General features: G+C 41.5%; 26 protein-coding genes. 11 read left to right on the top strand and 15 right to left on the bottom strand.

The features are described from left to right. Positions 1–9 precede the first annotated feature (9 nt). Positions 10–312, top strand: coding sequence for a YtpI family protein (locus GPS65_RS06920; protein ID WP_003216665.1), 303 nt, complete (start codon positions 10–12; stop codon positions 310–312). 67 nt (positions 313–379) lie between these two features. On the opposite strand, the gene GPS65_RS06915 is transcribed toward GPS65_RS06920, so the two are convergent. From GPS65_RS06915 to sppA, 14 genes are all read right to left on the bottom strand, one after another. Next, on the bottom strand, positions 380–1702 hold the full coding sequence (locus tag GPS65_RS06915; RefSeq protein WP_012010872.1) for a CBS domain-containing protein: 1323 nt from the start codon (positions 1700–1702) through the stop codon (positions 380–382). A 146-nt stretch (positions 1703–1848) separates the two neighbouring features. Then, positions 1849–2532: a metal-dependent hydrolase gene (locus GPS65_RS06910; protein ID WP_012010873.1), complete on the bottom strand. Its 684-nt coding sequence runs from the start codon at positions 2530–2532 to the stop codon at positions 1849–1851. Positions 2533–2598: 66 nt separating this feature from the next. Then, positions 2599–3354, bottom strand: coding sequence for an SDR family oxidoreductase (locus tag GPS65_RS06905; RefSeq protein ID WP_012010874.1), 756 nt, complete (start codon positions 3352–3354; stop codon positions 2599–2601). Positions 3355–3460: 106 nt separating this feature from the next. Further along, positions 3461–4363: a phosphotransferase gene (locus tag GPS65_RS06900; protein ID WP_119125218.1), complete on the bottom strand. Its 903-nt coding sequence runs from the start codon at positions 4361–4363 to the stop codon at positions 3461–3463. A 120-nt stretch (positions 4364–4483) separates the two neighbouring features. After that, positions 4484–5857, bottom strand: a complete 1374-nt coding sequence (argH, locus tag GPS65_RS06895) for an argininosuccinate lyase (protein ID WP_119125219.1) — start codon at positions 5855–5857, stop codon at positions 4484–4486. Further along, the gene (locus tag GPS65_RS06890; RefSeq protein ID WP_119125220.1) at positions 5854–7065 is read right to left on the bottom strand and encodes an argininosuccinate synthase; all 1212 of its coding nucleotides are present in this window, start codon (positions 7063–7065) and stop codon (positions 5854–5856) included. The genes argH and GPS65_RS06890 overlap by 4 nt, the downstream gene beginning before the upstream one ends. 173 nt (positions 7066–7238) lie before the next feature. Further along, positions 7239–7754, bottom strand: coding sequence for a MogA/MoaB family molybdenum cofactor biosynthesis protein (locus GPS65_RS06885; protein ID WP_088004243.1), 516 nt, complete (start codon positions 7752–7754; stop codon positions 7239–7241). A gap of 106 nt (positions 7755–7860) precedes the next feature. Continuing rightward, the gene (locus GPS65_RS06880; RefSeq protein ID WP_003216471.1) at positions 7861–9045 is read right to left on the bottom strand and encodes an acetate kinase; all 1185 of its coding nucleotides are present in this window, start codon (positions 9043–9045) and stop codon (positions 7861–7863) included. Positions 9046–9274: 229 nt separating this feature from the next. Continuing rightward, positions 9275–10249, bottom strand: a complete 975-nt coding sequence (locus GPS65_RS06875) for a class I SAM-dependent methyltransferase (protein ID WP_012010877.1) — start codon at positions 10247–10249, stop codon at positions 9275–9277. An 89-nt stretch (positions 10250–10338) separates the two neighbouring features. After that, positions 10339–10839, bottom strand: a complete 501-nt coding sequence (gene tpx, locus GPS65_RS06870) for a thiol peroxidase (protein WP_012010878.1) — start codon at positions 10837–10839, stop codon at positions 10339–10341. A gap of 112 nt (positions 10840–10951) precedes the next feature. Continuing rightward, positions 10952–11404 carry a GerW family sporulation protein gene (gene ytfJ / locus GPS65_RS06865; protein WP_003216488.1) on the bottom strand — a complete coding sequence of 151 codons (453 nt, stop codon included), beginning with the start codon at positions 11402–11404 and terminating at the stop codon, positions 10952–10954. A gap of 14 nt (positions 11405–11418) precedes the next feature. Then, positions 11419–12126 (bottom strand): DUF2953 domain-containing protein, encoded by a 708-nt coding sequence (locus GPS65_RS06860; RefSeq protein WP_088004247.1) that lies wholly within the window; start codon positions 12124–12126, stop codon positions 11419–11421. A 98-nt stretch (positions 12127–12224) separates the two neighbouring features. Beyond that, complete coding sequence (locus GPS65_RS06855; RefSeq protein ID WP_012010880.1) at positions 12225–12746, bottom strand: RDD family protein; 522 nt, start codon at positions 12744–12746, stop codon at positions 12225–12227. A 14-nt stretch (positions 12747–12760) separates the two neighbouring features. After that, positions 12761–13762 (bottom strand): signal peptide peptidase SppA, encoded by a 1002-nt coding sequence (sppA, locus tag GPS65_RS06850; protein ID WP_119125221.1) that lies wholly within the window; start codon positions 13760–13762, stop codon positions 12761–12763. Between the two features lie 445 nt (positions 13763–14207). Between sppA and GPS65_RS06845 the strand changes: the two genes are divergently transcribed. From GPS65_RS06845 to GPS65_RS06800, 10 genes are all read left to right on the top strand, one after another. After that, positions 14208–15011 carry an NAD kinase gene (locus GPS65_RS06845; RefSeq protein WP_003216672.1) on the top strand — a complete coding sequence of 268 codons (804 nt, stop codon included), beginning with the start codon at positions 14208–14210 and terminating at the stop codon, positions 15009–15011. Positions 15012–15262: 251 nt separating this feature from the next. Next, positions 15263–16705 (top strand): DEAD/DEAH box helicase, encoded by a 1443-nt coding sequence (locus tag GPS65_RS06840; protein ID WP_119125222.1) that lies wholly within the window; start codon positions 15263–15265, stop codon positions 16703–16705. Positions 16706–16892: 187 nt separating this feature from the next. After that, positions 16893–17948 (top strand): Delta(5) desaturase DesA, encoded by a 1056-nt coding sequence (gene desA, locus GPS65_RS06835; RefSeq protein WP_012010883.1) that lies wholly within the window; start codon positions 16893–16895, stop codon positions 17946–17948. 116 nt (positions 17949–18064) lie between these two features. After that, positions 18065–19201 (top strand): sensor histidine kinase, encoded by a 1137-nt coding sequence (locus GPS65_RS06830; RefSeq protein WP_012010884.1) that lies wholly within the window; start codon positions 18065–18067, stop codon positions 19199–19201. Next, the gene (locus GPS65_RS06825) at positions 19198–19797 is read left to right on the top strand and encodes a response regulator transcription factor (RefSeq protein WP_012010885.1); all 600 of its coding nucleotides are present in this window, start codon (positions 19198–19200) and stop codon (positions 19795–19797) included. The genes GPS65_RS06830 and GPS65_RS06825 overlap by 4 nt, the downstream gene beginning before the upstream one ends. Before the next feature lie 200 nt (positions 19798–19997). Continuing rightward, positions 19998–20918, top strand: a complete 921-nt coding sequence (locus GPS65_RS06820) for an iron-hydroxamate ABC transporter substrate-binding protein (RefSeq protein ID WP_119125223.1) — start codon at positions 19998–20000, stop codon at positions 20916–20918. A gap of 110 nt (positions 20919–21028) precedes the next feature. Further along, entirely contained in the window at positions 21029–21718 is a 690-nt protein-coding gene (locus tag GPS65_RS06815; RefSeq protein ID WP_148660152.1) for a response regulator transcription factor, read from the top strand. Continuing rightward, positions 21718–22722 carry a sensor histidine kinase gene (locus GPS65_RS06810; protein ID WP_012010888.1) on the top strand — a complete coding sequence of 335 codons (1005 nt, stop codon included), beginning with the start codon at positions 21718–21720 and terminating at the stop codon, positions 22720–22722. The genes GPS65_RS06815 and GPS65_RS06810 overlap by 1 nt, the downstream gene beginning before the upstream one ends. 105 nt (positions 22723–22827) lie before the next feature. Continuing rightward, complete coding sequence (locus GPS65_RS06805) at positions 22828–23589, top strand: ABC transporter ATP-binding protein (protein WP_012010889.1); 762 nt, start codon at positions 22828–22830, stop codon at positions 23587–23589. Next, on the top strand, positions 23579–25516 hold the full coding sequence (locus GPS65_RS06800; protein ID WP_119125225.1) for an ABC transporter permease: 1938 nt from the start codon (positions 23579–23581) through the stop codon (positions 25514–25516). Before GPS65_RS06805 ends, GPS65_RS06800 begins: the two co-directional genes overlap by 11 nt. Positions 25517–25555: 39 nt before the next feature. Here GPS65_RS06800 and GPS65_RS06795 read toward each other — a convergent pair whose 3' ends face one another. Further along, the gene (locus GPS65_RS06795; RefSeq protein ID WP_119125226.1) at positions 25556–26908 is read right to left on the bottom strand and encodes an amidohydrolase family protein; all 1353 of its coding nucleotides are present in this window, start codon (positions 26906–26908) and stop codon (positions 25556–25558) included. Positions 26909–26972: the final 64 nt, after the last annotated feature.

Genomic DNA, 26972 nt, shown 5'->3' with positions numbered 1-26972 from the left:
GCTTGGCACATGCTTGTTTTGATTGTGTTTATTATTTGTTCTGCCATGTTTTATTTATACTACAAAGCAAAAAATGTCCGTACGAACCGCCCAGTCGAGAAGAAATTTTGGTCGGCGAAATCCAGTATGGCACTTGGCTGCTTTGTCCTGCTCTTCGGTGTGAATCAATTATTTCTAAACCGCTCGTCACTCGCATTTGTCATTGGATTTATTTTTGTTGCTGTTGGTATCGGCAGTACGTGGGCTGGATATAAAGCCTACAAGCATTACCTTCCGCTCTTTTTAAAGGAAGGCGAAAAAGATCACGCATAATAAGAGAGAAGGGCTAAAATGATGTTTATTTTAGCCCTTTGTCTTTTTCATCATCATCCTGATACGATTATCCTCTCTCCATGAGCTGCACCATCAGCATGGCTTTACCGACGATATTCGATTGATGATAAACTTCCACTTCTAGCTTTCCAAACTTGCGGCCTACTTCTAAAATATTTGGCTTGATCTGTATCGTGGATTCCATTTGAACCGGTTTTAAGAAGTAGACAGAGAGACTTTCGACAATCAGCTCCCCTTTTTTATGAGACTTTAAGAAGCGGTTGGCGGATTCAATTAAAATTTGCGTGAACACGCCATATGAAATGTTTCCGAGCTGGTTTGTCATTTGTGGTGTGACCTCATATTGATACACGGCATCTGCCTTTGGCTTTTCTGTATCAGTCTCTTTAAACCCTCTTGAGACAACATCATCCAGTTTTTCTCCGACCTGTGGCTGCTTTTGAATCATTTGGAGCGCCTTCAGTACGTCCTGACGGCTGATCATGCCAATCAGTTTCGCATAATCGTCTACAACTGGCAGCACCTCAATACCTTCCCATACCATCATTTGAGCAGCAGAAGCAACAGAGGTTTTGCCAATGACTGTCAGCGGGTTTTTCGTCATGACCTTTTCAATCGGCGCGGAGCGGTCATGCCCTGCGATATCCTTTGAGGTGAGAATGCCGTGAATCTTCATTTGGTCGTCTGCGACCGGAAAGCGGCCGTGGCCAGTTTCATAGTTCTTTTCATACCATTTTTCAAGCTTATCATCTGGTGATAAATACACCGTTCGTTCTATCGGCGTTAAAATATCTTCCACAAGCACGATCTCTTTTTTTATGAGTTGATCATAAATGGCCCGGTTAATGAGTGCTGCTACGGTAAATGTATCGTAGCTTGTCGATAAGATCGGCAGCTCAAGCTTATCTGCGAGCTGAATGATTTCATCATCTGTTGAGAAACCGCCTGTAACCAGTACAGCTGCCCCTGCCTCTAATGCTTGTCTGTGGGCATTGATTCGGTTTCCGACAATTAGCAGGTTGCCAGCTGCCGTATAGCGCATCATCGCATCAAGCTCCATCGCTCCGATGACAAATTTGTTTAATGTTTTATGTAAGCCCGCTCGTCCTCCAAGCACCTGTCCGTCAATGACATTGACCACTTCTGCATATGTCAGTTTTTCAATATTTTCTTTTTTCTTCTGTTCAATTCGAATGGTACCAACTCGTTCAATGGTACTGACAAATCCTTTATTTTCGGCATCCTTGATGGCCCGGTAAGCGGTCCCTTCACTCACTTTCATTTCTTTCGCAATACGCCGGACAGAAATTTTCTCTCCGACATCTAATGAATCAATATACGATAAAATTTGTTCATGCTTTGTCGCCAATCCCGTTCACCCTTTTTGTTTTCAGCGTTTTCATCTAACTTTCATTATAAGGGCAGGAGGCTTTTAATAGCAATTTGTCTTTTTTCAGCACGATACATGTAAATAAAAAAAACCGGCAATTGAGTGCCGGCTTTTTGCGATGTTGATTAAATCTCGATCGATTGTCCGCTGTTTAACACATGTCCGACGCCGCCATGCAGGCTGTCTGCAAATGCATGTGGGTCCTGCTCAATCGGCGGGAATGTGCTGTAGTGAACTGGCACGACTTGCTTCGCCCGAAGCCATTCGGCTGCGATTCTTGCATCGTCCGGTCCCATCGTGAAGTTATCACCGATCGGAAGGAATGCAAGCTCAATATGATTCAGCTCCCCGATCAGCTTCATATCTGAAAAGAGTGCAGTGTCTCCGGCATGATAAATCGTTTTGCCCTCTGCAGTAAATAAAATACCTGATGGCATGCCTGTATACGTAATCGTTTTGGCATCTTCATCAATGATAGCAGAACCATGGAACGCTTGAGTGAGCTTCACTTTACCAAATTCAAATTCCCGTCCGCCACCAATCGAAAGCGGGTGCGTTTTCACCCCTTGCCACCCTAAATAAGTGGCAAGCTCGAATGGCGCAATAACGAGTGCGTCATTATTTTTGGCGATTTCAATGGTGTCACCGATGTGATCTCCATGCCCATGCGTGAGCAAAATGACATCCGCTTTGACATCTTGCGGTTTGATATCTGTGTGCTTATTTCCATTTAAAAATGGATCAATCCAAATATGGTATCCGTTTGTTTCAATGTGTACGACTGAATGTCCGTGATATGTAGCTTTCATGTGAGTATATCCACCTTTCGAATTTGATCTCATTTCATCTATTCCCTGTATAAAAAACTGAAAAACTTAATGTCTGTGAATGACGTTAAGACCACCTGTTGCTTCAATAACAGTTCCTGTAATCAGGTCAGAGCGGTCATCGCATAAAAAGGAAATGATGCGACCGATATCTTCTCCAGTACCAGACCTGCCAATCGGCGTTTCATCATCTTTCATCTGGCGTGCTTCTTCTATTGTCGATTCTTTCATGTCACCAACGATTTTGCCTGGACAAACCATATTGGCCGTGATGCCGTTTTCTGCTTCTTCAATCGCAATGGTTTTCGTCAGTGACGCGAGCCCCACTTTTGCTGCTCCGAAGGCTGATCTGTGCATCCATCCCGGCGCATGGTCTGCACCTTGGAAGCCATATGTGACAATTCGGCCGAAGCCTTGCTTTCTCATCATCGGGATGACCATTCTGAACAAATGGAACACAGCAGATAGGTTGCCTTCCATCATTTGATACCATTCTTCCTCGGAATAATCCGCTAGCTTTTTTCGTTCAAAAATATAAGGTCCGGCATTGTTAATCAAAGCATCGATCCGTCCAAATCGCTCGGTTGCCAGCGCGACCATGTTCTTTAAATCTTCTTTGTTTGTCACGTCACCTTGGACAAATTGAAGCTTTTCTTCATATTCCTGCAATTCTTCTTTCATCTGCCGCACAGCTTCATCATCACTTCGATAATTGACTGTCACAGAATACCCCATATTCAGTAAAGACTCGGTGACTTTCCTGCCAAGTCCTTTAGAACCCGCTGTTATTAATGCGTGTCGCACACAATCTCCTCCTAAAGCAAAGGTTGCAAGTTCATGTGTTTCGTTTGTTATCTTTACTTTACTATAAACCAGCATCTGGCGCACTTATGAACCCTTTCTGCTATTTCTATTTAGAATGAAAAAATGTAGGATGATTCATCCACTTTTGGATATCCCACGAGCCATGAATATCTAGAAGCAGCGAAACAAATCGATAGCATTCTCTCACCTCATGAAGCTGGCGAGGAAGCGGGCAAATCTCTTCATAGCCTAACTGAACATCGTGTGCAGTTTCTTTCGTCAAAAGGTATTCCAATGCAATAAAATCAAACGCAGCTGGTCCAAACACAACATATTCCGTATCAACTAGACTCGTCACTTGATCATCTTTTTCAATATATTGCGATGGATCTAAATCAATTAAAATGAGACTGGCTGAATCAGGAGGACTGAGGTGATTTAGCTTTTGCTGGACCATTTCTCCATAACGCTGAAATTCAGGCTGGTCTGCATAATAGCGGCTTAAAAGTTTAGAGACAGCCGTTTTTAAAAGTGGATGGTATTCTCTCAAATGTCTCGTTTCTGCCCCGTATACTGCACCGAAAGAGTTTGTTCGATATGAATGAAGAAGCGCTAGTTTCCTCCCGTAATCTTGATAGAAGTGTGATGAACGCCGCTCAAAAGATGTTAAAGGGGTTCCTTCTACTTTTTCCATGACATCATCATGTTTCCCTGCCTTCTTCACTTTACGAACGACTTTCGGGATATGAAAGGAATTCGTTAGAGCCAGCTTTTCATTGATTTGATCGAGATGTTCTTGTCCTGTATGGGCATTTACTCCATAGATCTTGTTGATCCCATATACAAATTCACTTTCTGCTCTTGTCATTTTAGGAGATTTCACCACATATTCCGTTTTGTCTTGTAAGGAGATCAGCCACACATCATTCGCCCGTCCCTCGTACTGTTCTCCTAACGTTTCAACTGATACGATGGGCTGATCAAACAAAGCCTGAAGTGTTTTCTTCATAGACTACTGTCACTCCCTCTTCAGCTTAACATTGGTATGTTTTCAAACTTCTCCAATGATGATCAATGTCCTTTTCCCCAAGACAAAAAACCATCCGTATCAACGAATGGTTCTGGTCAGTTACGCCAGGCAGGCTTTTGCTTTTTCTAAAGCGAGCTGAATTTGTTTAAATCCAGTTCCGCCTGCGCTTGTTCTTTTTTCAACAGCAACATACGGATCAAGAACGGTGTAAATGTCTTCTTCAAAAAGATCGCTCGCTTCTGTGAATGTCTCAAACGGAAGATCACTTAAGTAGATGCCTTTTTGAATGCAAGTATACACGAGCTTGCCAACGATTTCGTGTGCTTCACGGAATGGCATGCCTTTTTTCGCAAGGTAGTCTGCCACTTCGGTCGCATTTGAGAAATCTTCTTTTGTTGCTTTTTTCATGACATCTTCGTTCACTGTCATTGTTTGAATCATGCCTGTGAAGATTTGCAGGCTGCCAGCAATGGTTTTGACTGTATCAAACATGCCTTCTTTATCTTCTTGCAAGTCTTTGTTATACGTAAGCGGCAAGCCTTTCATGATGGTGAGAAGCCCCATCAGGTTGCCATACACACGGCCTGTTTTTCCGCGGATCAATTCTGCCATATCCGGGTTTTTCTTTTGCGGCATCATGCTGCTGCCTGTTGCATATGTGTCATCAAGCTCAATGAATTTGAATTCTTGTGAGCACCATAAAATGATTTCCTCACAAAGACGTGATAAGTGCATCATCACAAGACTGCTATTAGACAAGAACTCTAAAATGAAATCCCGATCACTTACGCCATCAAGGCTATTTTCGTAAATATGATCAAAGCCAAGTAGCTCTGCTGTGTATTCACGATCAATTGGGAATGTCGTTCCTGCTAACGCTCCGCATCCAAGTGGAGACACGTTAATTCGCTTCAAAGAATCTTGGAAACGCGCTTTGTCACGCTCTAGCATCCAGAAATAGGCGAGCATATGATGCGCAAAGGAAATAGGCTGTGCACGTTGCAAGTGCGTATATCCTGGAAAAATCGTTTCAACGTGCTGTTCTGCTTTTTCCACAAGCACTGTTTGAAAGGAAGAGATCAGTTCAATGATATGCTCTACTTGGTTATTCAAATATAAATGCATATCGGTTGCAACCTGATCATTCCGGCTTCTCGCTGTGTGCAACTTGCCGCCAAGCGGACCAATCTCATCAATGAGCATTTTTTCAAGGTTTAAATGAATGTCCTCATAATCCACTGAGAATTCGAGTTCATCTGCCTCCGCCTTTTTCATGAGCTTATTCAGTCCATCTTTAATGGTAGCGGCCTCCTCATCGTCTAGGATACCGCATGTATTCAGCATACTTGCATGAGCAAGGGAGCCGGTCAGATCTTCTTTGACTAATTGTTTGTCGAAGTGAATGGACGCGCCAAACTCATCGACCCATTTTTCTGGTGTTTTTTGAAATCGGCCTCCCCAAAGCTTTTTCATGCTTTAACCTGCTCCTTTTTATTCACGATGCTGTTTACTTTTGTTGGTAAGCCCCAAAGGTTAATAAATCCTACCGCTGCATCATGATCAAATTCATCTGCTTTAGTGTATGTTGCAAGATTTTCATCGTAAAGTGAATATGGTGATTTACGTCCTTCAACAATGGCATGGCCTTTAAATAGTTTCACACGTACAACACCTGTTACGTTCTGTTGTGTTTCTTGTAAGAAAGCATCTAGTGCTCCTTTAAGTGGTGAGAACCATAATCCGTTGTATATTAATTCAGCCATTTTTTGTTCAACGATTGGCTTAAAGTGTGCGACTTCCTTCACTAGCGTTAAGTCTTCAAGCTCTTTATGCGCTTTTAGAAGTGTGACAGCACCTGGGCATTCGTATACTTCACGAGATTTAATACCAACAAGACGGTTTTCAACGTGATCGATTCTACCAACCCCATGCTGACCAGCGACTTCATTTAAATGAAGGATGAGATCAGATAAGGAATACTGAATACCATCAATAGCTGTTGGTTTTCCTTTTTCAAACGTGATTTCAATGATTTCAGGTGTGTCAGGTGTTTTTTCAAGTGGTGTCGTTAAATCATACGCTCCTTCTGGCGGTGCAGCCCAAGGATCTTCTAAAATGCCGCACTCATTACTTCTGCCCCAAAGGTTTTGGTCGATTGAATATGGGCTGTCTAAGTTAATCGGAATTGGAATACCGTGCTTCTGAGCATAATCGATTTCTTCATCACGAGACCATTTCCACTCACGCACTGGTGCGAGAACTTCTAGGTCTGGATTCAATGCTTTAATGGATACTTCGAAACGGACTTGGTCGTTTCCTTTACCAGTACATCCGTGCGCAACCGCTACTGCATTTTCTTTTTCTGCGACTTCCACTAATTTTTTAGCAATAAGCGGACGAGATAATGCAGATACAAGCGGATATTTTCCTTCATACATCGTGTGTGCTTGTAAGGCAGTTAGTGCAAATTCCTCTGCGAATTCTTCTTTTGTGTCAATCATGTAAGACTGAACCGCTCCTACTTGAAGTGCTTTTTGTTGAACGAATGCTAAGTCTTTTCCTTCACCTACGTCTAGGCAGCAAGCTACAACTTCGTATCCTTGCTCTTGTAACCATTTAACTGCAACAGAGGTATCAAGACCTCCGGAATATGCTAATACGACTTTTTTATTTTGTGACATGATTGAAAAGCTCCTCTCACTTGTTTTGAATCTGTGAATGTTTTTTGCATAAAAATAAGTTTTAATTTATAAACATGCATTTAGTATGTATACACTGTAACAAGGAAAAATTGTTTTTTCAACCCCTTTATGAAAAAAACTCTGCCAAATTTTCTTGGCAGAGTCATTTTGGGCTATTTTTGATCTTTTTCAAGCTCTCGTAAAACGTGAGGAAGCTCTGGAATGATGAGTTTTGTCATGGCTAAGCGAACAGCCCCAGTCGATCCTGGTGTGGCAAAGACGGCTTTTTGATTGACGACCCCAGCCGCGGCGCGGGATAAGATAGCGGCTGAACCAATGTCTTCTGTATAGCTCAGCATGCGGAAAATTTCGCCAAAGCCAGACAGTTCCTTCGAGAAAAGCGGGGTAATCGCTTCAATGGTGACATCCCTTGCGGCAATCCCTGTGCCCCCGTTTAACAACACGGCATCTATTTTTGGTTCGCCTGTTCCCTCTAGTACAGCGTCTTGGATCGCTCCAATGTCATCTTTTACAATATCGTATGCAAGAATGAGATGTCCCTGTTCTTTGAGCAAATCAATCATCAGACGGCCGCTTTTATCTGTTTCTTTCGTTCTTGTATCGCTGACCGTAATGACTTTCACATAAAGCCTCGCTTTCGCCTCACGTTTATGTTCTGTCACACCCATTTTTCGCACCGCTCCCTTTTGCTTCGTATTGGACAACATTATAGCATGCTGCTTTTAATAGAAAAAAGCTCTTTTCCTTATTGGAAAAGAGCTTCTTCCTTTTCATTTATGCTAAGCGCATAACATCTCTTGCAATCATGACTTCTTCGTTCGTTGGAATAACGATCACTTTTACAGGAGAGTGAGGATAGCTAATGAATGCTTCTTCGCCTCTCATGTTGTTAAGAGAAGGATCCCAGTAAACGCCCATGAATTCTAGACCACGAAGTACACGTGCTCTAACTTCTGAACTGTTTTCACCGATTCCAGCTGTGAAGATGATCGCATCTACGCCATTCATTCTCGCTGCATAAGAACCGATGTATTTATGAATACGGCTTGCAAAAATATCAAGAGCTACTTCTGCACGGTCGTTTCCTTCTTCTGTTGCTTCTTCGATATCACGAAGATCACTTGATAGACCAGACACACCTAAAAGACCACTCTTCTTATTCAAAGTAGAAAGTACTTCTTCAGCTGTATGTCCTGTTTTCTCCATAATAAATGGAATAAGAGCAGGGTCAATGTTACCTGAACGTGTACCCATCGCAACACCCGCAAGTGGTGTGAAGCCCATTGACGTATCGATTGATCTTCCGCCTTCAACTGCTGCGATACTCGCACCATTTCCAAGGTGACAAGAAATCAGACGAAGCTCTTCAAGAGGACGGCCTAATAGCTCTGAAGCACGCTCTGTTACGAACTTATGGCTTGTCCCGTGGAATCCGTATTTACGAATACCAAAGTTTTTGTAGTAATCGTACGGAAGGCTGTATAGGTAAGACTGCTCTGGCATTGTTTGGTGGAAGGCTGTATCGAACACAGCAATCGCTGGTACGTCAGGCAGAATTTGTTTGAATGCTTTGATTCCTACAACGTTTGCAGGGTTGTGCAGTGGTGCTAGCTCAGAAAGCTGATCAATGTCATTGATGACTTCATCAGTTAAAAGAACAGAGTCGCTGAACTTCTCTCCGCCGTGAACAACACGGTGTCCTACACCGTCAATTTCATTAAAGTCTTTGATGATGTTAAATTCAATTAGTTTTTCAAGTAGCATTTTAACCGCTACTGCATGATCTGGAATATCTGTGACTTCTGTTTTCTTTTCTCCATCTACAGAAATCGTGAAGATACTGTTGTCCATTCCGATTCTTTCAACAAGACCTTTTGTTAAAACGGTTTCTTCTGGCATGTCGAACAATTGGAATTTAAGAGATGAGCTTCCTGCGTTGATTGCGATAATTTTAGACATTCTTGTCGCTCCTTTTACTCAGTTGTTATATAAGGTTTCACGTTTTTTCCGGTGCTATATTCAACCTGTATGACGGGTCTTTTATAGTTTAACGATAAGTCCGAAAAATATCTGACTTTTTCATTTAAACATTGAAAACTTTGCATTTCAAGTGCACCTTTGAACTGTTACCGCTTACATCGATAAGTCGTTATTTTCTGAATAATAAAAAAGCCAGACATCACTCTGGCTATTCTTTCGTTTCTTTTTCTTCTATAAACCATTGATCTAATTTTCTCATTACACTCACCATTGATTCTTTTTGTGAGAAAGATGGCAGATTGGCAAACAGCATCCGTTTTGGTGCCTCAAGCCCTTCCTTTTTCTTTTGCATCACAAACAAGCTTTTGGCGTGCTTTTTGTCCTTGAACATGGAGACTGGCAGTTGAATCAATGCATTCATATATGCCTGATCTTTGATAAAATCCTTTAATTGCACGCTTTCTTTTCCTTCAAACAAATCGTTTGGAATGATGAAGAATAAGAAGCCGCCTTCTTTTGTATAACGAAGGCTTTGTTCAATAAATAAATAATGCGCAAAGGCATGTCCTTCTTTTGCCTTTAATTCATAGTCTGCTGCACGTTCATCATTTGGATAATATCCAACTGGCAGACTGCATACAGTGACATCTACTGGAGAGATTAAAAGCGGCTCAAGGCTGTCTTGATGGAAAAGCTCGACTTCCTTCTCTTCCAAGTTCGCCTGTGCCCATGCAATTTTGATGAGGACATCATCAATTTCAGATGCAAAGCCGCGCTTTGTTTCTGCAGTCAGATTATTTAAGACAGCAAGCAGTAAGTTCCCTGTTCCTGCTGCTGGATCAAAGACAACTAGCTCTTTTTGACCTTCTAAAAATTTATTTACCAAATAACTGACAAACAGCCCGATCGTATCTGGGGTCATCTGACGATTTGGATGGGAAATATCCTTTTGTCCTTTTAATACGGCGAGCTGAAACGCTTTACGAATCTGCTCATGATCATAAGAGGCAAAATCTGCTTTCTCTATTACATCCTTTAGTAAACCGTCTCGATCATTTGCTTGGAAAAAGGCTTCTCCCGCTTCAGCCAATGCTTCAATATAGGAAATGCTTTGTTCCTTTTTTAATCGAATAGAAGCTGTATCGAGCAACTCGAAAATCGTACTTACTTGATCTTTCTGCAATTTCTTTTCTCTCCTCGCTTTGTTAAAAGCTATATGTTCTCATTGAAAAGAGCCCCAGTATGAAGCCGGAGCTCTTGTCGATGCTGCTTTTATAACAGTGATTTTGCAGCTTCAATGGCTTTTTCATAATTTGGGTGATTCGTTGCTTCGCTTACGTATTCAGTGTAAACCACTTTCCCATTAGGGTCTAATACGAAAACTCCACGCGCCAATAAACGCAATTCTTCCATATAAACACCGAATGCTTCACCAAATGACATATCTCTGTGATCAGATAATGTTTCGACATTTTCAATTCCGTTTGCTCCACACCAGCGTGCTTGTGCAAATGGAAGGTCTGCACTAATTGTATAGATATTGACCGGACCTAAACCGGCTGCCTCTTCATTGAAACGTCTTGTTTGTGCGTCACACACACCTGTATCAATAGAAGGAATCACTGAGATGATCGTCACTTTTCCTGTTAAATCAGAAAGTGAAACTTCCCCTAGTGAGTTCGTTAATACCGTGAAATCTGGAGCCTGCTCGCCTACTTTTACTTCATTTCCTACAAGCGTGACAGAACTCCCTTTAAATGTGATCGATGCCAAAACAATTCCTCCCTTATCAAATGTATGGTTCTATCATAGTAGAGAAAGCAAAAAACTGCAAAGCCTAATCGTCGCTTTTGAAAAAAAAGTTAACTGCAGCGCAGCTAACTTTTTAAAGGTCTATGTCATCTAGTTTTCGTTCTTTATGACGGTTCTCCCGTTCATCTTTCTTAAACATGTGCTGAAGACGTTCAATTGCTTGAGGAGCAGAATCCAATATTTTATCAAGCAGATGTGTATGTTCATCCAAATGAAGCATTCGAACGCCGTTTGTTCCGACAATTAAGAAAGCGATTGGTGTAATAGACACACCTCCGCCGCTTCCCCCGCCAAATGGGAGTCTCGGTTCTTTTCGTTCTTGATCATCAGAACGTTTTTCTTTCTTTTGGTTCCCGTTAAATTCACTGCCGCCGGCTGCAAATCCAAAACCAACCTTCGATACAGTGAGGATGACACTGCCGTCAGGGGTTTCGACTGGATCGCCGATGATTGTATTCACATCTATCATTTCTTTTAAGTTTTCCATCGCTGTCTTCATCAGACCTTGGATTGGATGATCTGCCATTTTCGGGTTCCTCCTTAAACAGATGATTCATTCTTCGTTGCTTGAAGAGAGGCACTTTTTCTCGCCTTTCTTCCTTTTAACCAATGGACAAGTAAACGAATGGCTGCAAGCATAGCATGTCCAATACGAAAATAAGCTATACATGTAAACTGGGTCTGTGACACATTGTGCTGAAAGGCAGGAATGACTTCATATACCGGTTTATGCTTAAAGGTGAGATGCTCCTGCATAAAGGCAAGGAGTGCTCCTTTGACTGACCATACCCCGCCAGCTGCTACACCTGTTAAAGCAGCGTCATGAAAGCCGATCCATGTTGACCAATGAAACGATACAATTCTCATGTGAATGAAGAAATTACGCATGATCCGGTTTAAATCGACGATCTCTTTTGTGATACGCTCCATTTGATGAAGGATTTGCTTCATATCACGTTTTCCCACTTTTTTATGTATAGATTCTTTTTCGTGACTAGGGGTCTGGGCGCTCGCCATCTTCTTTTCACGTATATCAATCGTTTGATCTTCTGGATTGACCCTCACCATCGGAATGTCTTTTTTGAGTCTGATGATTCCATATAAGGTGATGATCTTCAGCGCAAGGTGGTCATTGTCATTTGCATGTGAATAATCCAGTGAAATGGTCACTTTCATGAAGATCAATAAGATCCCAAGGAACAAAAAAGCTGCGATCCAAACGTAAAGCACTATGCTCACTTCCTCCATAACAAATGATGCTTCCTCTACGATTATGGCTCTCATTCTGGATTTTATACCCAATCATAAAAAAAGAGTTTGACCGGTACCCGGCCAAACTCTTCTGATTATACGTTTGCTTCTGTTTTTTCATATAGGTGTTCATGGACGACCACCGTATCAGCAAAGTAATCATGAACCCCTTGCTTTTTCGGTGTGAACCCAACAATAGCATAGAGAACAAAAAGTGTATTAATGTAGCGTCCCACAATTTCTCTAAAGAAAATGACATCCCATGCCAGTTTCTTCTCAGGTTGAAGTGAGACCACTTTGATCCCAAACACCATTTTCCCAAGTGTTTGTCGAAAAATTTTCGTCATGATGGCGAAATAAAGCAGGAACACAATCGTCGTTGTGACGGAAAATGGAGAAAACCATCCTCCTCCTTTGGACCAGCCGAACAGACTAAAGATCGGAGAAACCGTCAAATGGTTGACACCCCAGACGACGAGCCAATCAAGAATAAACGCCCAAAACCTAATCCAAAAGCCTGCAAACGCCTGTGCTTCAATCACTGCACGTTTCGCAAGAGCCGGATTCGATTCTTCTTGGCTGCGGCTTTCGGTTACTTCATCGAATGTAGAATCCATCTATGATCCCTCCTTTATTTTGAATAGAGATACATCGGTTTAGACCCATTTGAGCCAGCCAGTGTTTCTTTTAGATTGAGAAAATCAATTTCACTTTTAAAGAGTTTGCTTGCGCTCATATTGAAGAGAGAGTTCCAGCCAAAGCTTTGAGAATAGCTGATCACTGTCGCTCCTTTTAACCCTTTTTCATTTTTCTTCATCGCTTTGATTGCATCTTCATAATAACCAAGCTCATCGACTAATCCGTTCGATTTCGCCTGTGTTCCGTCATAAACCCGGCCGTCCGCAATTTTCTTCACATCTTGTTTTGACATGCCGCGCCCTTCAGAGATCACTTTGACAAATCCTTCATACGAGTTATCGACCATGCTTTGCATAATGTCGCGCTCATCTTTCGTCATATCACGATTTGGCGACATGATGTCTTTGAATTTTCCGCTTTTAATTGTTTCGTATTTAATCCCTAAATTATCTGCCAGCTTTGAATAGTTCAAGCTTTGCATGATCACACCTAAAGATCCTGTTAATGTTTCAGGTGAAGCAAAGATTTTCTTGGCTGGAGTTGATACATAGTAGCCACCAGACGCTGCCATAGAGCCCATAGAAACGTAAATCGGCTTCTTCGCTTTTTTCACTTCTTCTAATTTTTTATGTATTTCTGCACTTTCATAGACACCGCCACCTGGAGAGTTGACACGCAGCAGTACGCCTTTTACTGAAGCATCATCTTTCACTTTTTCTAGTTCCTTCAGAAATGCACGATGATCATAACCTTCTCCGCCTAATAGACTTGATGCACCGCCATTATCTTGAATGGTTCCATTAATCTCAAGAACCGCAATTTTTCCAGCACCGCTTCCATCCTCTAGTACCTTCTCTTCTATTTCATCCCCAAATTGATAGCTCATTTTATTGTCATTGAAGCTTTCATACAAAGCCGTCGTGACACTAATCACAATTGAAAATCCGAAAACTCCAAGTGCAATGATTAACGCTACCCATCTTTTCGCATTCATCTTTTTCTCCTCCTTTTTGTCTCTCTTCATTGATACGAATATTTGCATGAAATGTTTCACAGGAATTGTGGTTTTTTTACATTTCATTTCATCATATGATAGCACCTCCCTTAATTCACGATCAACTTTACATCGTCTGCCAAGTGATACGCATGACGAAAAATTGGCTTTTTTCTCCTCTCTCTGCACCTAATAGGCTAGAGCTTCACCACAACGAAACACCTAAACCACTCTTTCATGAGAAAACAGCTATTCAATTATGCTCAAATTCTGCCCTTTTCAAATCCCTTACATTGACTCATTTCTAAAAATGAATGCCACCATCATGAAGGTTTTTCTAATGTTTTTACTTTCATATGAAAAAAGTGTAAAATGTGAGCAAGGCTTCATATGTAAGCCCTTTATTACTCTAAATCTACTTTTGACAACGAAGGGGAGAACGTCAATGACAGACAATCGTCGCAATGTATTTTTCTTTTACAAAAAAGATCATGAATTGGATGGACACATTTCTTCTCTGGAGAAGCTCGCTACCGATCAAGGCTTTCAAGTCGTCAAGCGTGCAGAGGATGCCCATATTATTGCTTCAATTGGCGGAGATGGCACATTTCTTCAAGCAGTCCGTAAAACGAACTTCCGGGATGACTGCTTATATGTAGGGGTATCAAAAACAGAGAATTCGCATCTATACTGCGATTTTTCATTAGAACATTTTGATAAAATGATTGATGCCATGAACACTGAACAGATTGAAGTGAGAAAATACCCGATCATCGATGTAAGCGTTGACAGTACCAACCAGTTCCATTGCTTAAATGAACTGTCGATCCGCTCAAGCATCATTAAAACATTTGTGATCGATGTGTATATAGATGATTTCCACTTTGAAACATTTAGAGGAGACGGAATGATTATTTCTACTCCGACTGGCTCAACAGCCTACAATAAATCGGTAAACGGTGCCGTGGTTGATCCGATGCTTCCATGTATGCAAGTTACAGAGCTTGCATCGCTAAACAACAACTCGTACCGTACACTCGGGGCGCCTTTCATCTTAAGCAGTGATCGCAAGCTAACGCTGAAGGTTGTGCAAGACGGAAACGACCATCCGATTATCGGGCTTGATAACGAAGCGCTTGGCACAAAACACGTCAAACAAATCGACATTGGCCTTTCAGGAAAAGTCATTAAAACAGTGAAATTAAAAGACAACTCCTACTGGGAAAAAGTAAAACGCAGATTCCTTTAATCAAAAGCTCCTTTATGGGGCTTTTGTTTTCTTTTCAGCGTGATAGAAAACCTTTGAAGTCTAGGAAGAGTGAGCACCGGAACGGAGCGAATTTGCCATTCGTGAGTACCGGAGCGCAAAACTGACACCGAATGCGAGGGTTTGTCTACACGCTGAAAGCTCCTTTATGGGGCTTTTTTTCATGTCTTTTCATTCACGGTCATGATTATGGTATGATGTCACAAGTATGAATGTACGAAAAGGAGAACTCGATGACATTACAACAATTTGATCAATATCCATTAAGTGATGATTTAAAACAAGCGCTAAAAGCACTTCACTTCCATACACCTACACCTGTTCAGCATGAGACATTATCCGTTGCTTTTTCAAAGCAGGATCTAATCGTCAAATCTCAGACTGGTAGTGGCAAGACGGCAGCCTATGGCCTGCCGATTTGTGAAATGGTTGATTGGGCTGAAAATAAACCTCAAGCCCTCATCCTCGTTCCAACGCGAGAACTCGCCATGCAGGTCAAACAGGACCTTACAAGCCTTGGACGATTGAAACGAATCAAAGCCGCAGCCATTTTTGGAAAAGCCCCTTTTCAAGCCCAAAAAATAGAGCTTGCACAAAAAAACCACATTGTATGCGGAACACCTGGACGAGTCTTGGATCACCTTGAGAAAGGTACTCTTTCCTTAGAAAACCTTAAATTTTTCGTGTTAGATGAAGCGGATGAAATGCTGAACATGGGATTTATTGATCAAGTCTCTTCTATTATTCAGTATCTGCCGCCAAAGCGCATGTCAATGCTGTTTTCAGCGACCATGTCTGATGAGATGAAGAAATTAAGTGAACAGTTTCTACAATCACCAAAAGTGATTGAAATTGCACGGGAAGAAACGTCTGTGCCACAAATCACCCACACCGTGATTGAAACGGAGGAAGAAGCGAAATTCTCTCTTCTTCAGCGTACGATCGTGATTGAAAATCCAGATAGCTGCATTATTTTCTGTAATACACAGGACCGAGTGAACGAACTCACAATGAAGCTTGATGAGTGGGATGTGCCCTGTGACAAAATTCATGGAGGCATGAGACAGGAAGACCGCTTCGCTGTCATGGATGAATTCAAAAACGGTGAGTTCCGTTATTTGATTGCAACCGATATAGCAGCCCGGGGTATTGATGTCAGTGATATGACACATGTGATTCATTATGATCTCCCCTATGAAAAAGAGCGCTATATTCACAGAACAGGAAGAACAGGCAGAGCGGGAAAAAGCGGAAAAACCATTGCATTTATGACAAGAAATGCAAAGCCTCTGATTGATGAATTAAAAGAGGAAGCAGGTATTGATTTCAAGACGCAGCCATACCCAACAAAGGAAGACGCAGAGCAGCATGTCGAACGCTTTGAAGCAAAGATTGAAACGCCGATTCAAAAGGAAAATAAACAGGCAGGCGTTGAAAAAGATATAATGAAGCTTTATTTTAACGGCGGGAAGAAAAAGAAGCTGCGGGCTGTTGATTTCGTTGGGACCATTGCCAAAATAGACGGCGTTGCCTTTGATGACATTGGAATTATTACCATCCAAGATACGAAAACATACGTCGATATTCTTAACGGCAAAGGCCCTCTTGTGCTGAACGCCATGCGCCACACAACCATTAAAGGCAAGCAGTTAAAAGTTCATGAAGCACGTTCATAAAAAGTGAAGGCTAAGCGCCTTTACTTTTTTATTTAAATTAAATAAGCTTACACCGCTTGAAGCATCAGCCTTTTCTGCGTCCAACATGACAAATGTCATATTGAATACATGATGGGTGCTACTATGAGCATGACACCTTTCCTTCTATACTTTGAAGTAGAAAGAAACGGAAAGGACTTGAACGTTCATGACGACTTCAACAAACACACAGCAGCAAGCCACTTTAAGAAAACAAGTTGGCCAATTCTCTGGTGCTAATTCAAAAAAAAGTATCATTCAACTCTTTAATACATTCATTCCATTTTTAGGGCTTTGGTTTCTTGCCTATTATAGCCTGAACATCTCCTATCTTTTAACCCTCTTCTTTGCGGTTATTGCAGCTGGTTTTTTAGTACGTGTCTTTATTATTTTTCACGACTGCTGCCATCAATCCTTTTTTAAACAGAAGCCGCTGAATCACCTGTTCGGATTTGTAACGGGCGTACTCACCCTTTTCCCTTATCTTCAATGGCAAAGAGATCATTCAATTCACCATGCCACAAGCAGTAATTTAGACAAACGAGGTACTGGCGACATTTGGCTTTTGACAGTCAAAGAATATCAAGAAGCATCAGCTTGGACGAAATTCCGCTACAGATTTTATCGTAATCCTTTTGTGATGTTTATTTTAGGACCGATCTTTGTCTTTCTCTTAAAAAACCGTTTCAACGTCAAAAATGCTCGTAAAAAAGAGCGCTGGAACACGTATTTCACAAACGTGAGCATCATTGCACTAGCAGCTGCAACGTGTCTTATTTTTGGCTGGCAGGAGTTCCTGCTTGTCCAAGGTCCCATCTTCTTGATCTCAGGATCAATCGGTGTATGGCTATTTTATGTACAGCATACGTTTGAGGATTCTTACTTTGAAGCAGATGAGCATTGGAATTATGTGCAGGCAGCTGTAGAAGGCAGTTCTTTTTACAAATTACCGAAGCTTCTTCAATGGTTAACAGGCAATATCGGTTATCACCATGTCCATCATTTAAGTCCGAGGGTGCCGAATTATCACTTAGAGCATGCACATGATCATAGTGAGCCACTTCAAAATGTACCAACCATCACTTTAAAAACAAGTATTGAATCAATGAAATTTAGACTTTGGGATGAAGACACGAAAGCATTCGTTACCTTTAAAGAAGCACGGCAATCTAAGAAGATGCCCGCACCTGTCATTAAAGGAGACATTCTAAAGAAAAATGCATAATTGGTGCAAGCTCTTTCTTTCACTAGAAGGAGCTTGTTGTCATTTACAGGATGCAACCATAAGTTGAATTTGATAAAGTAAGGAAAAAGAACGAAAACGGAAAAGGTGGCACACGGATGAAAAAACAGTTTAAAATTCAAAAATTGCATGGGATTTCTCCCTATATATGGGCCATTTTTTTCATCCTGCCCTTCTATTTTATCTTAAAGACGCCTACGACTTTAGGTATTGTCATTGGCATTATTTTAAACGTGGTTTTTTTCGGAGTGTATCGTTTTGCCTTTGTCGCAAAAGGCTGGTCTTTATATGTCTTCGGTCTTTTATTGATTGCGATTTCGACTGGCTATGTGATGCTCTACAGCTACATTTATTTCGCTTTTTGCATCGCCTATTTCAATGGGCACATTAAAAGAAAAGTCCCTTTTTATATTTTATACTATATTCATCTAGGGAGCGCCGCCGTAGCCGTGAACTTTAGCTTGATTTTAAAAAAGGGCTGGTTTCTCACACAAATTCCTTTTGTTGTGATCACACTTATTAGTGCCATTCTCCTTCCTCTCAGCATTCGAAGCCGAAAAGAACGTGAACGCCTTGAAGAGAAATTAGAAAATGCCAATGAACGGATCGCCGATCTTGTAAAGCTTGAAGAAAGGCAGCGCATCGCACGTGATCTGCATGACACCCTTGGACAAAAGCTTTCTCTTATCGGTTTAAAAAGTGATCTTGCCCGCAAACTCGTCTATAAAGATCCTGAGCAGGCTCGTGCTGAGCTGAAAAGCGTCCAGCAGACCGCCAGAACATCTCTCAATGAAGTGCGGAAGATTGTTTCCTCTATGAAGGGCATACGCATCAAGGATGAAATGTCGAACATTGAGCAAATTCTCGAAGCGGCCGGAATTGAATTGATCTATGATGAAAAGGAAGCGCCAAAACACATCTCTCTTCTTAACGAAAACATTGTCAGCATGTGCATCAAAGAGGCTGTGACAAATGTCGTCAAACATAGTGATGCGACCATCTGCAAAATCACGATTCATCAAAAATCAAAGGAAGCTATTATCACTGTCGAGGATGATGGAACATTTAAAGGCGATTATCCCCCCTCTCAAACGAAGGGTCACGGTCTTTTAGGCATTAGAGAAAGATTGGAATTTGCAAATGGACGCCTGCGTATTGAGACAAAGGACGGGACAAAGCTAATCATGAGCATTCCAAATGATTCAGCAGCAAAAGACAAGGAGGGGATGAAATGATCAACATCTTTATCGCAGAAGATCAGCAAATGCTGCTCGGTGCACTCGGTTCACTTCTTGATTTAGAAGACGATATGACGGTTGTTGGAAAAGGTACGAACGGTCAGGACGCCATTGATTTTGCCGAAAAACACCCTGTTGATATTTGCTTAATGGATATTGAAATGCCAGGAAAAACGGGACTTGATGCAGCGGAAGAGCTCAAAGGAACTGATGTAAAAATCATCATTTTAACGACCTTTGCCCGCTCTGGCTATTTCCAAAGGGCGCTTAAAGCTGGCGTCAGCGGCTATATGCTGAAAGATAGTCCAAGTGAAGATCTGGCAAGTGCCATTCGCAGTGTGATGAAAGGGAAAAAGGTGTACGCCCCTGAATTAATGGAAGACTTATATAGTGACGAAAATCCTTTAACAGAACGAGAGAAATCAGTCCTTGAGCTCGTCGCAGACGGCAAAAACACAAAAGAAATTGCGAAAGAACTCAGCATTAAAAGCGGCACTGTTCGAAACTACATTTCGATTATTTTAGATAAGCTAGAAGTGAAAAACCGCATTGAAGCCATTACACGTTCAAAAGAAAAAGGCTGGTTTAAATAAGAAAAAAGATCAGGACACATGCTGCCTTGATCTTTTTTTCTATTAAAAATTTCCCCTCCTATTTTTTATCACCAACGATCAAAATGTAATTGACAATAGACTACACTTCTATGATATGATATTCAAGTGATAATAATTATCATTATCACTCATACAATCAAATACCGGCGAATGTGCCGATTTCAAAGGAGTCTACATTCATGAAGAAAATATTGTTCCCTCTGATGCTCATCTTTGTACTTGCATTGAGCGCATGTGGCAATAGCAGCAGCTCTTCCTCAAATAAAGGAAATCAATCCACATCATCAGACAAGATTACATATGAATCTGAAAATGGCCCTGTGAAGCTGCCAGCCCATCCAAAACGTGTCGTTGTACTTGGCTCTTACACTGGTAATGTCATGTCACTTGGTGTGAAGCTGGTCGGCGTCGACTCTTGGTCAAAAAAGAACCCTCGCTTCCAGAAGGAACTAAAAAATGTGGAAGAAGTATCGGATGCCAATGTCGAAAAAATCATGAAGTTAAAGCCTGATGTCATCATTGGCTTAAGCAATACAAAAAATGTAGAAAAACTGAAAAAAATCGCACCAACTGTCTTGTTTACGTATAACAAAGTCGATTACCTTCAGCAACATATTGAAATTGGAAAAGTATTAAACAAAGAAAAAGAAGCCAAAGCATGGGTAAAAGATTTTAAAGAACGCGCTGCTGAAGCTGGAAAAGAAATTAAAGCCAAAATCGGTAAAGATGCAACGGTTTCAGTCTTTGAAAGCGGCACAAAAGATCTTTACGTGTTTGGTGATGCATGGGGCCGTGGCACAGAAATTCTTTACCAAGCAATGAAACTAAAAATGCCTGAAAAAGTAAAAGAAAAGGCATTAAAAGCTGGCTACTATGCCGTTTCACAGGAGGTCATTCCTGAATTTGCTGGAGACTATATGATCATTAGTAAAAACAGCGAAATGGACAATTCCTATCAAAACAGTGAAATTTACAAGTCCATCCCAGCTGTGAAAAAACATCGTGTGTATGTGGCAAATGCAGAAGAATTCTATTTTAATGATCCACTCACACTCGAATATCAACTATCATTCTTTAAAAAGCACTTTTTAGGTAAATAAACTAAAGCAAGGGAGCCCTTCCCTTGCTTTTTTCTTGTCTGCTTCTAGCGGCAGCGCCTTTTTTCCGCTACAATTACATACAAGCGAATACAAAAAGTGTGGTGCTGGTTTTGTTTAAAATTCTACTGATTGAGGACGATACAACCCTCTTCCAAGAAATCAAAGAACGTCTCGTGAACTGGTCCTATGATGTTTATGGGATTCACGATTTTCAACAGGTGATGCAGGAATTCACTTCTGTTCAGCCTGATCTCGTCATTATTGATATACAGCTTCCAAAATACGATGGTTTTCACTGGTGCCGAATGATTCGGCATCATTCAAATGTACCGATCATCTTCCTCTCCTCTCGTGACCATCCTGCTGATATGGTCATGTCAATGCAGCTCGGCGCCGATGATTTTGTACAAAAGCCGTTTCACTTTGACGTGCTCATTGCCAAAGTCAGTGCCGTTCTTCGCAGAGTACATGATTATAATGCAGAACCTGCCAGCTTAAAGGTATGGTGCGGCGCTACAATTGATCTAGAAAAAAACACCGTTACAAATGATCACGGTGAAGTGGAATTAACGAAAAATGAACTGTTTATTCTTAAGGAATTGATTCAACATAAAAATCATATTGTCAGCCGGGAATCGCTCATTCAAGCACTGTGGGAGGATGAACGATTTGTCAGTGACAATACACTTACTGTGAACGTCAATCGCCTTAGAAAAAAACTAGATGAGATCTCTCTTGGCACCTACATTGAGACAAAAGTGGGCCAAGGCTACCTTGCAAAAGAAAAGGATGATCAATGATGCTGCAAGCATTTTTAAAGGAACGAAGAAGCTGGATTCTGTTCTTTCTTAGTTTGCAGCTCCTCATTCTGTTTGTTGCTTTTTTGGATACGACCATTCCAATGGCGTCTCTTTTTTATATTGTGTTATTATCTACGTTTTTCATGATCGTCTTTCTCTTTTTCCGATACCGTAAAGAAACGGCGTATTATGAGCGTCTGAAAGAATGGGATGATCATATTGATCATCAAATGCGGCTCACGCCATCTTCCCCATTTGAACAGCTTGTACATGATGCGACGTCTGAGCAAATTGACCGCTACCGGAAGATGGCGGCAGAACAACAAATCGCCCTTGAAGAAGAGAAGGATGAATTGCTCTCATGGATACATGAAGTGAAAACACCTCTCACAGCGATGCACTTGATGATTGACCGCTTAACAGAGCAGCCACTGAAATCGAATATGACATACGAATGGCTCAGAATCCATTTATTACTCGACGCCCAGTTGCACCGAAGCAGAATACGTCATATCGAAAATGATTTATTTATTGAACAGCTGGACCTGCAAAGTATCCTAGCAAAGGAAATCAAAGCGCTCCAATCATGGTGCATGCAAAAAGGAATCGGGTTTGAACTCACGCTAGAAGAACGTCACGTATTAAGTGATGCAAAATGGTTATCCTTTATAATCAGACAGGTGCTCACAAATGCAGTCAAGTATAGTCATTCGTCTGATATTGCCATTGAAAGCAAGCACATCAATGACCAAGTGATGCTGACGATCACAGATCAAGGCAGAGGAATAGACCCAAGAGATCTGTCTCGTATTTTTGAAAAAGGCTTTACCTCAACGAGACACCACAATGACACCGCCTCAACAGGAATGGGGCTTTATTTAACGAAAAAAGGAGCAGACGCTCTTCATATCAAGATCGAGGTCAACTCCACGATAGATCAAGGCACAACCTTCACCTTCATCTTTCCGAAAAAGAATGATTTTGTGCATATTGCGAGCATGTGACAACAATGTCACATGCTCGTCTGTTTTGTTCGCCAAATCGAAGGAAGTGCGGCGGGCTTCTTTTTATACTAGAGATATCAATTAAATAGAAAAGGGGATCAACAAATGAACATTTTAGAAGCTCGCAAAATATATAAAAGCTACGGCAATAAATTCAACAAACAAGAGGTGCTGAGTGGCATTGACTTGACGATTGAAGCTGGAGAATTCGTCAGCATCATGGGTCCATCAGGCTCAGGGAAAACAACCCTTCTGAACGTATTGTCCTCTATTGATCATGTGTCTAGCGGATCCATTCGTATCGCAGATGCTGAGATGACACAAATGAAGGATCAGCAGCTTGCAGAATTCAGAAAAAAGCAGCTTGGCTTTGTTTTTCAGGATTATAACTTACTTGATACACTCACGGTCAAAGAGAACATCCTCTTGCCATTGTCCATCTCCAAAACGCCAAAGAAAGAAGCTTTCGAACGTTTTCAACAGCTTGCGGAGGACATGGGCATTTATGAACTAAGAGACAAATATCCGAATGAGCTCTCTGGTGGACAAAAACAACGGACATCAGCGGTTCGTGCCTTCATTCATGAACCGAGTCTTATTTTCGCGGATGAACCTACCGGAGCGCTTGATTCCAAATCTGCCTCTGATTTACTCAATAAGCTACAAGATTTCAATCGCAAACGAAAAGCGACCATTGTCATGGTGACACATGACCCTGTCGCAGCCAGCTATTCAAGACGTGTCATTTTTATCAAGGACGGCCAAATCTATACTCAGCTGAATAAAGGTGCTTTAGAAAGAAAGATGTTTTTCGAGGATATTATGAAAACGCAAGGTGTTTTAGGTGGTGTGAAGCATGAACATTAATCAGCTCATTCTTCGTAACTTGAAGAAAAATTTGAAGAATTACTATTTGTATGTGTTTGCTCTCGTGTTTAGTGTGGCGCTCTACTTTTCTTTTGTCACCTTGCAGTACTCACCAGCACTTGATGATGTAAAGGGGTCCATTAAGGGCGGTGCGTCGATCAAAGCCGCTTCAGTACTACTCATTGCCATTGTTGGGATCTTCTTGTTATATGCGAACAGCATTTTTATTAAACGAAGAGGGAGAGAAATAGGTCTCCTCCAGCTCATTGGCATGACGAAACAAAAAATTGCCAAACTGCTCAATGCAGAAAACTTTATCCTATACGTGTTCTCAATGGCTGTTGGTATCATAGCTGGTTTTATCGGTTCAAAACTCATGCTGATGGTGCTATTTAAAGTAACCGGCGTGAACGCCATCGCCAACCTGCATTTTTCAGGCATGGCCCTTTTGCAGACACTGATCGTCTTTTTCATCATCTATGGATTAATCATGTTAAGAAATCGATGGTTTATTAATAGACAGACGATTTTATCTTTGTTTAGATCCACGTCATCCACAGAGCAGCGTGTGAAAAAAATCTCTGTGTTTGAGATCATCATTGGGGTTTTCGGTATTGTCTTGATTAGTTCAGGCTATTATATTTCCTCTAAGCTTTTTACCGGCTCATATACGTCCATGCTTGCATTACTTTTAGCGATGATTTATATTCTTGGCTCTGTCATTATCGGTACCTTTCTTTTCTATAAAGGCTCTGTTTCCTTCATTGCCAATATCGTACGTAAAAGAAAAAATGGCTATCTCGCCATTCATGAAGTCCTGTCTCTGTCATCTATTATGTTCCGGTTAAAATCAAACGCACTGCTTTTAACGATTATTACAACGGTATCTGCACTGGCTATCGGGTTGTTATCTTTAAGCTACATTTCTTATTACTCAGCAGAAAAAACCGCTGAACAACAGATCCCATCACATTTCGTTATGGGATCAGAGAAAGAAGTCAATACCTTCACTCGTGCACTTTCTGACAAACATATTGCGTATGAAACAAAACAATTCAAAGTCATTCAAGCGAAGTTTGACGCAAAGAAGATCATGGATTCAGAGATAAAAAATATGAATAATGACCCAGGTGTCTTAACTCTACCTGTGATCAGTGAGAAAAACGCACCAAATATTCATGTAAAAAGCAACGAAGTCATCTTAAGCGGCTACAGTGATTTATTGAAGAAATTCATGCCGATTCAAAACTCAGGTGATGTGAAACTACTTATCAAGAAACCCCTTGACTTAAAGGTCATTGATATGAAGAAAGATTATCTCATCTCTTACAACTTCACGTTTGGTGGTCTACCTGTTGCTGTCGTCAGTGAAAGTGTCTTTGAACAGCTTGACCAGCAGAAAGATCCTAAACTTCAGGTTGAGCATAATCAATATCACGCAGTCAATATAAAAGATGATCAAAACCTTGAACAAGCGAATGATGTGTTTACCTCTTTAAAACTAGGTGACAAAAGCATGTCTCAATTGGCTTCAGCTCAGCAGCAAAAGCAAACAATAGGACTGATGATGTTTGTCGTCGGATTTTTAGGTCTCAGCTTCCTTGTCACATCAGGCTGTATTTTATACTTCAAGCAGATGAATGAAAGTGAAGAAGAACAAAGCTCTTACACGATCTTGCGTAAGCTTGGTTTTACTGAGAAGGATCTATTAAAAGGTATTCGGCTCAAACAGCTATTTAACTTTGGGATTCCACTCATTGTCGGGTTGCTTCACAGCTACTTTGCAGTACAGTCAGGCTGGTTTTTATTCGGCGGTGAACTGTGGACACCAATGCTCATCGTCATGTCGATTTATACAGTGTTATATTCTATCTTCGGCTTCCTTTCTGTCCAATATTATAAAAAGGTCATTAAAGAATCCTTGTAATCTCATCCCCATAGGCAGCTACCTATGGGGATTGTTTGTTTATGATGGCGTTGATTCAAACTTGTGCGATAGAATATGATCTCTTGCCGCATAAGCTTTCCGTTTGACCTCTTCTAGATTCACATCGACAAGCTTTCCGTTTCGTTTTACTGCTTTTCCAGCCACATAAACAGAGTCAACATTTGAAGGGTGTGCCGTTTGGACAACCGCTCCAGCCGGATCTGTCATCGGCAGAAGATTCATGCTTGTCCGGTCGATTAGGATGAAATCAGCTTCTTTTCCAGGTGTGAGCGAGCCAATTTTATGATCAAGCTGTAATGCACGAGCCCCATTGATCGTCGCAGCTTCAAGCATTTGTTGAGCAGAAATTCCAAGGTCAGGCCCCGGCATGATTCCCTCCATGAGCAATGATTGATTTTGGAGCGCGCGCTCTGCCTGAAGCCCGAACTTCATTTGAGCAAATAAATCTCCGCCTGTCGCCGTGACCACGTCTACACCAAGCGTTGGAAGAACACCTTGTTCAATCGCAAGTCCTGTCACTGGATAACCGTGACCCATCATCATTTCAATTTCAGGTGTAATGGATATGGAGCTTCCGCTGTCTGCCAGCATCTTCATTTGATCTGCATCGATTGCATTGATATGCACCATGTTAAGGTCAGGCCCAAGTAACCCTGCTTTGTGAAGCCGCTCAATCGAACGATCCTCCGCACCCCAGTTCCCAAAACCAATATGCATACTGCATAGAGCATCTAGAGACCGGGCTGTTTCGATTTCAAATACTGAAGTTTCCCATGAAGAAAATTCTGGCCCACGAATCGCAAGCCCCATTGTCAAAAGCTGATCTGATGATTGAAAATGTGCTTTTTTCACGCGTGCTGCATCCTCCATATTGGTGAGCGTGCTCTCCCTATCCCAATACTCAGCATCTCCAGAGGTACCGAAAGCAAAAACAGCTCGAATGCCAGCATCCTTTAATCCTCCGATGAGCTCTTCTGTATGATCCAGTGAATTGATCATCGTCCAGTCTAAAAACGTGGTCACTCCTGCATCTAAAGCCTCTAATGCCCCTAAATAATTCGCGATCCGATCATCAGAGGGGCGTCTCATCGCACCATAGTTCCCATAATAGATTTTGCTCAAATATGTCTGCAAAGACCAATCTGTGCCTATGCCTCTGATGACTGACTGCCACACATGGCGATGTGTATCCACAAGCCCCGGCATGATCACCATATCGGACGCATCGACAATGTCAGCCTCATTTGCTTCAATGAAAGATCCGACCTCTAAAATGTGTGTCCCTTCAATTAATAAATCTCCTTTTTCTAAAAAACCTACAGTTGGATCAAGTGTTAAAATCGCCGCATCTTTAAACAATGTTTTCTTCATCCATATCCCCCTTTTCAAATGACGAGGAAGAGTTCTCCCACCCTCACTGTCATTTTAGAACATA

The sequence above is a fragment of the Bacillus pumilus genome (assembly GCF_009937765.1).
Classification (GTDB): Bacteria; Bacillota; Bacilli; order Bacillales; family Bacillaceae; genus Bacillus; species Bacillus pumilus_O.
The sequence above is the reverse complement of the archived record's forward strand: the minus strand, read 5'-3'. Positions and strand labels throughout refer to the sequence as shown.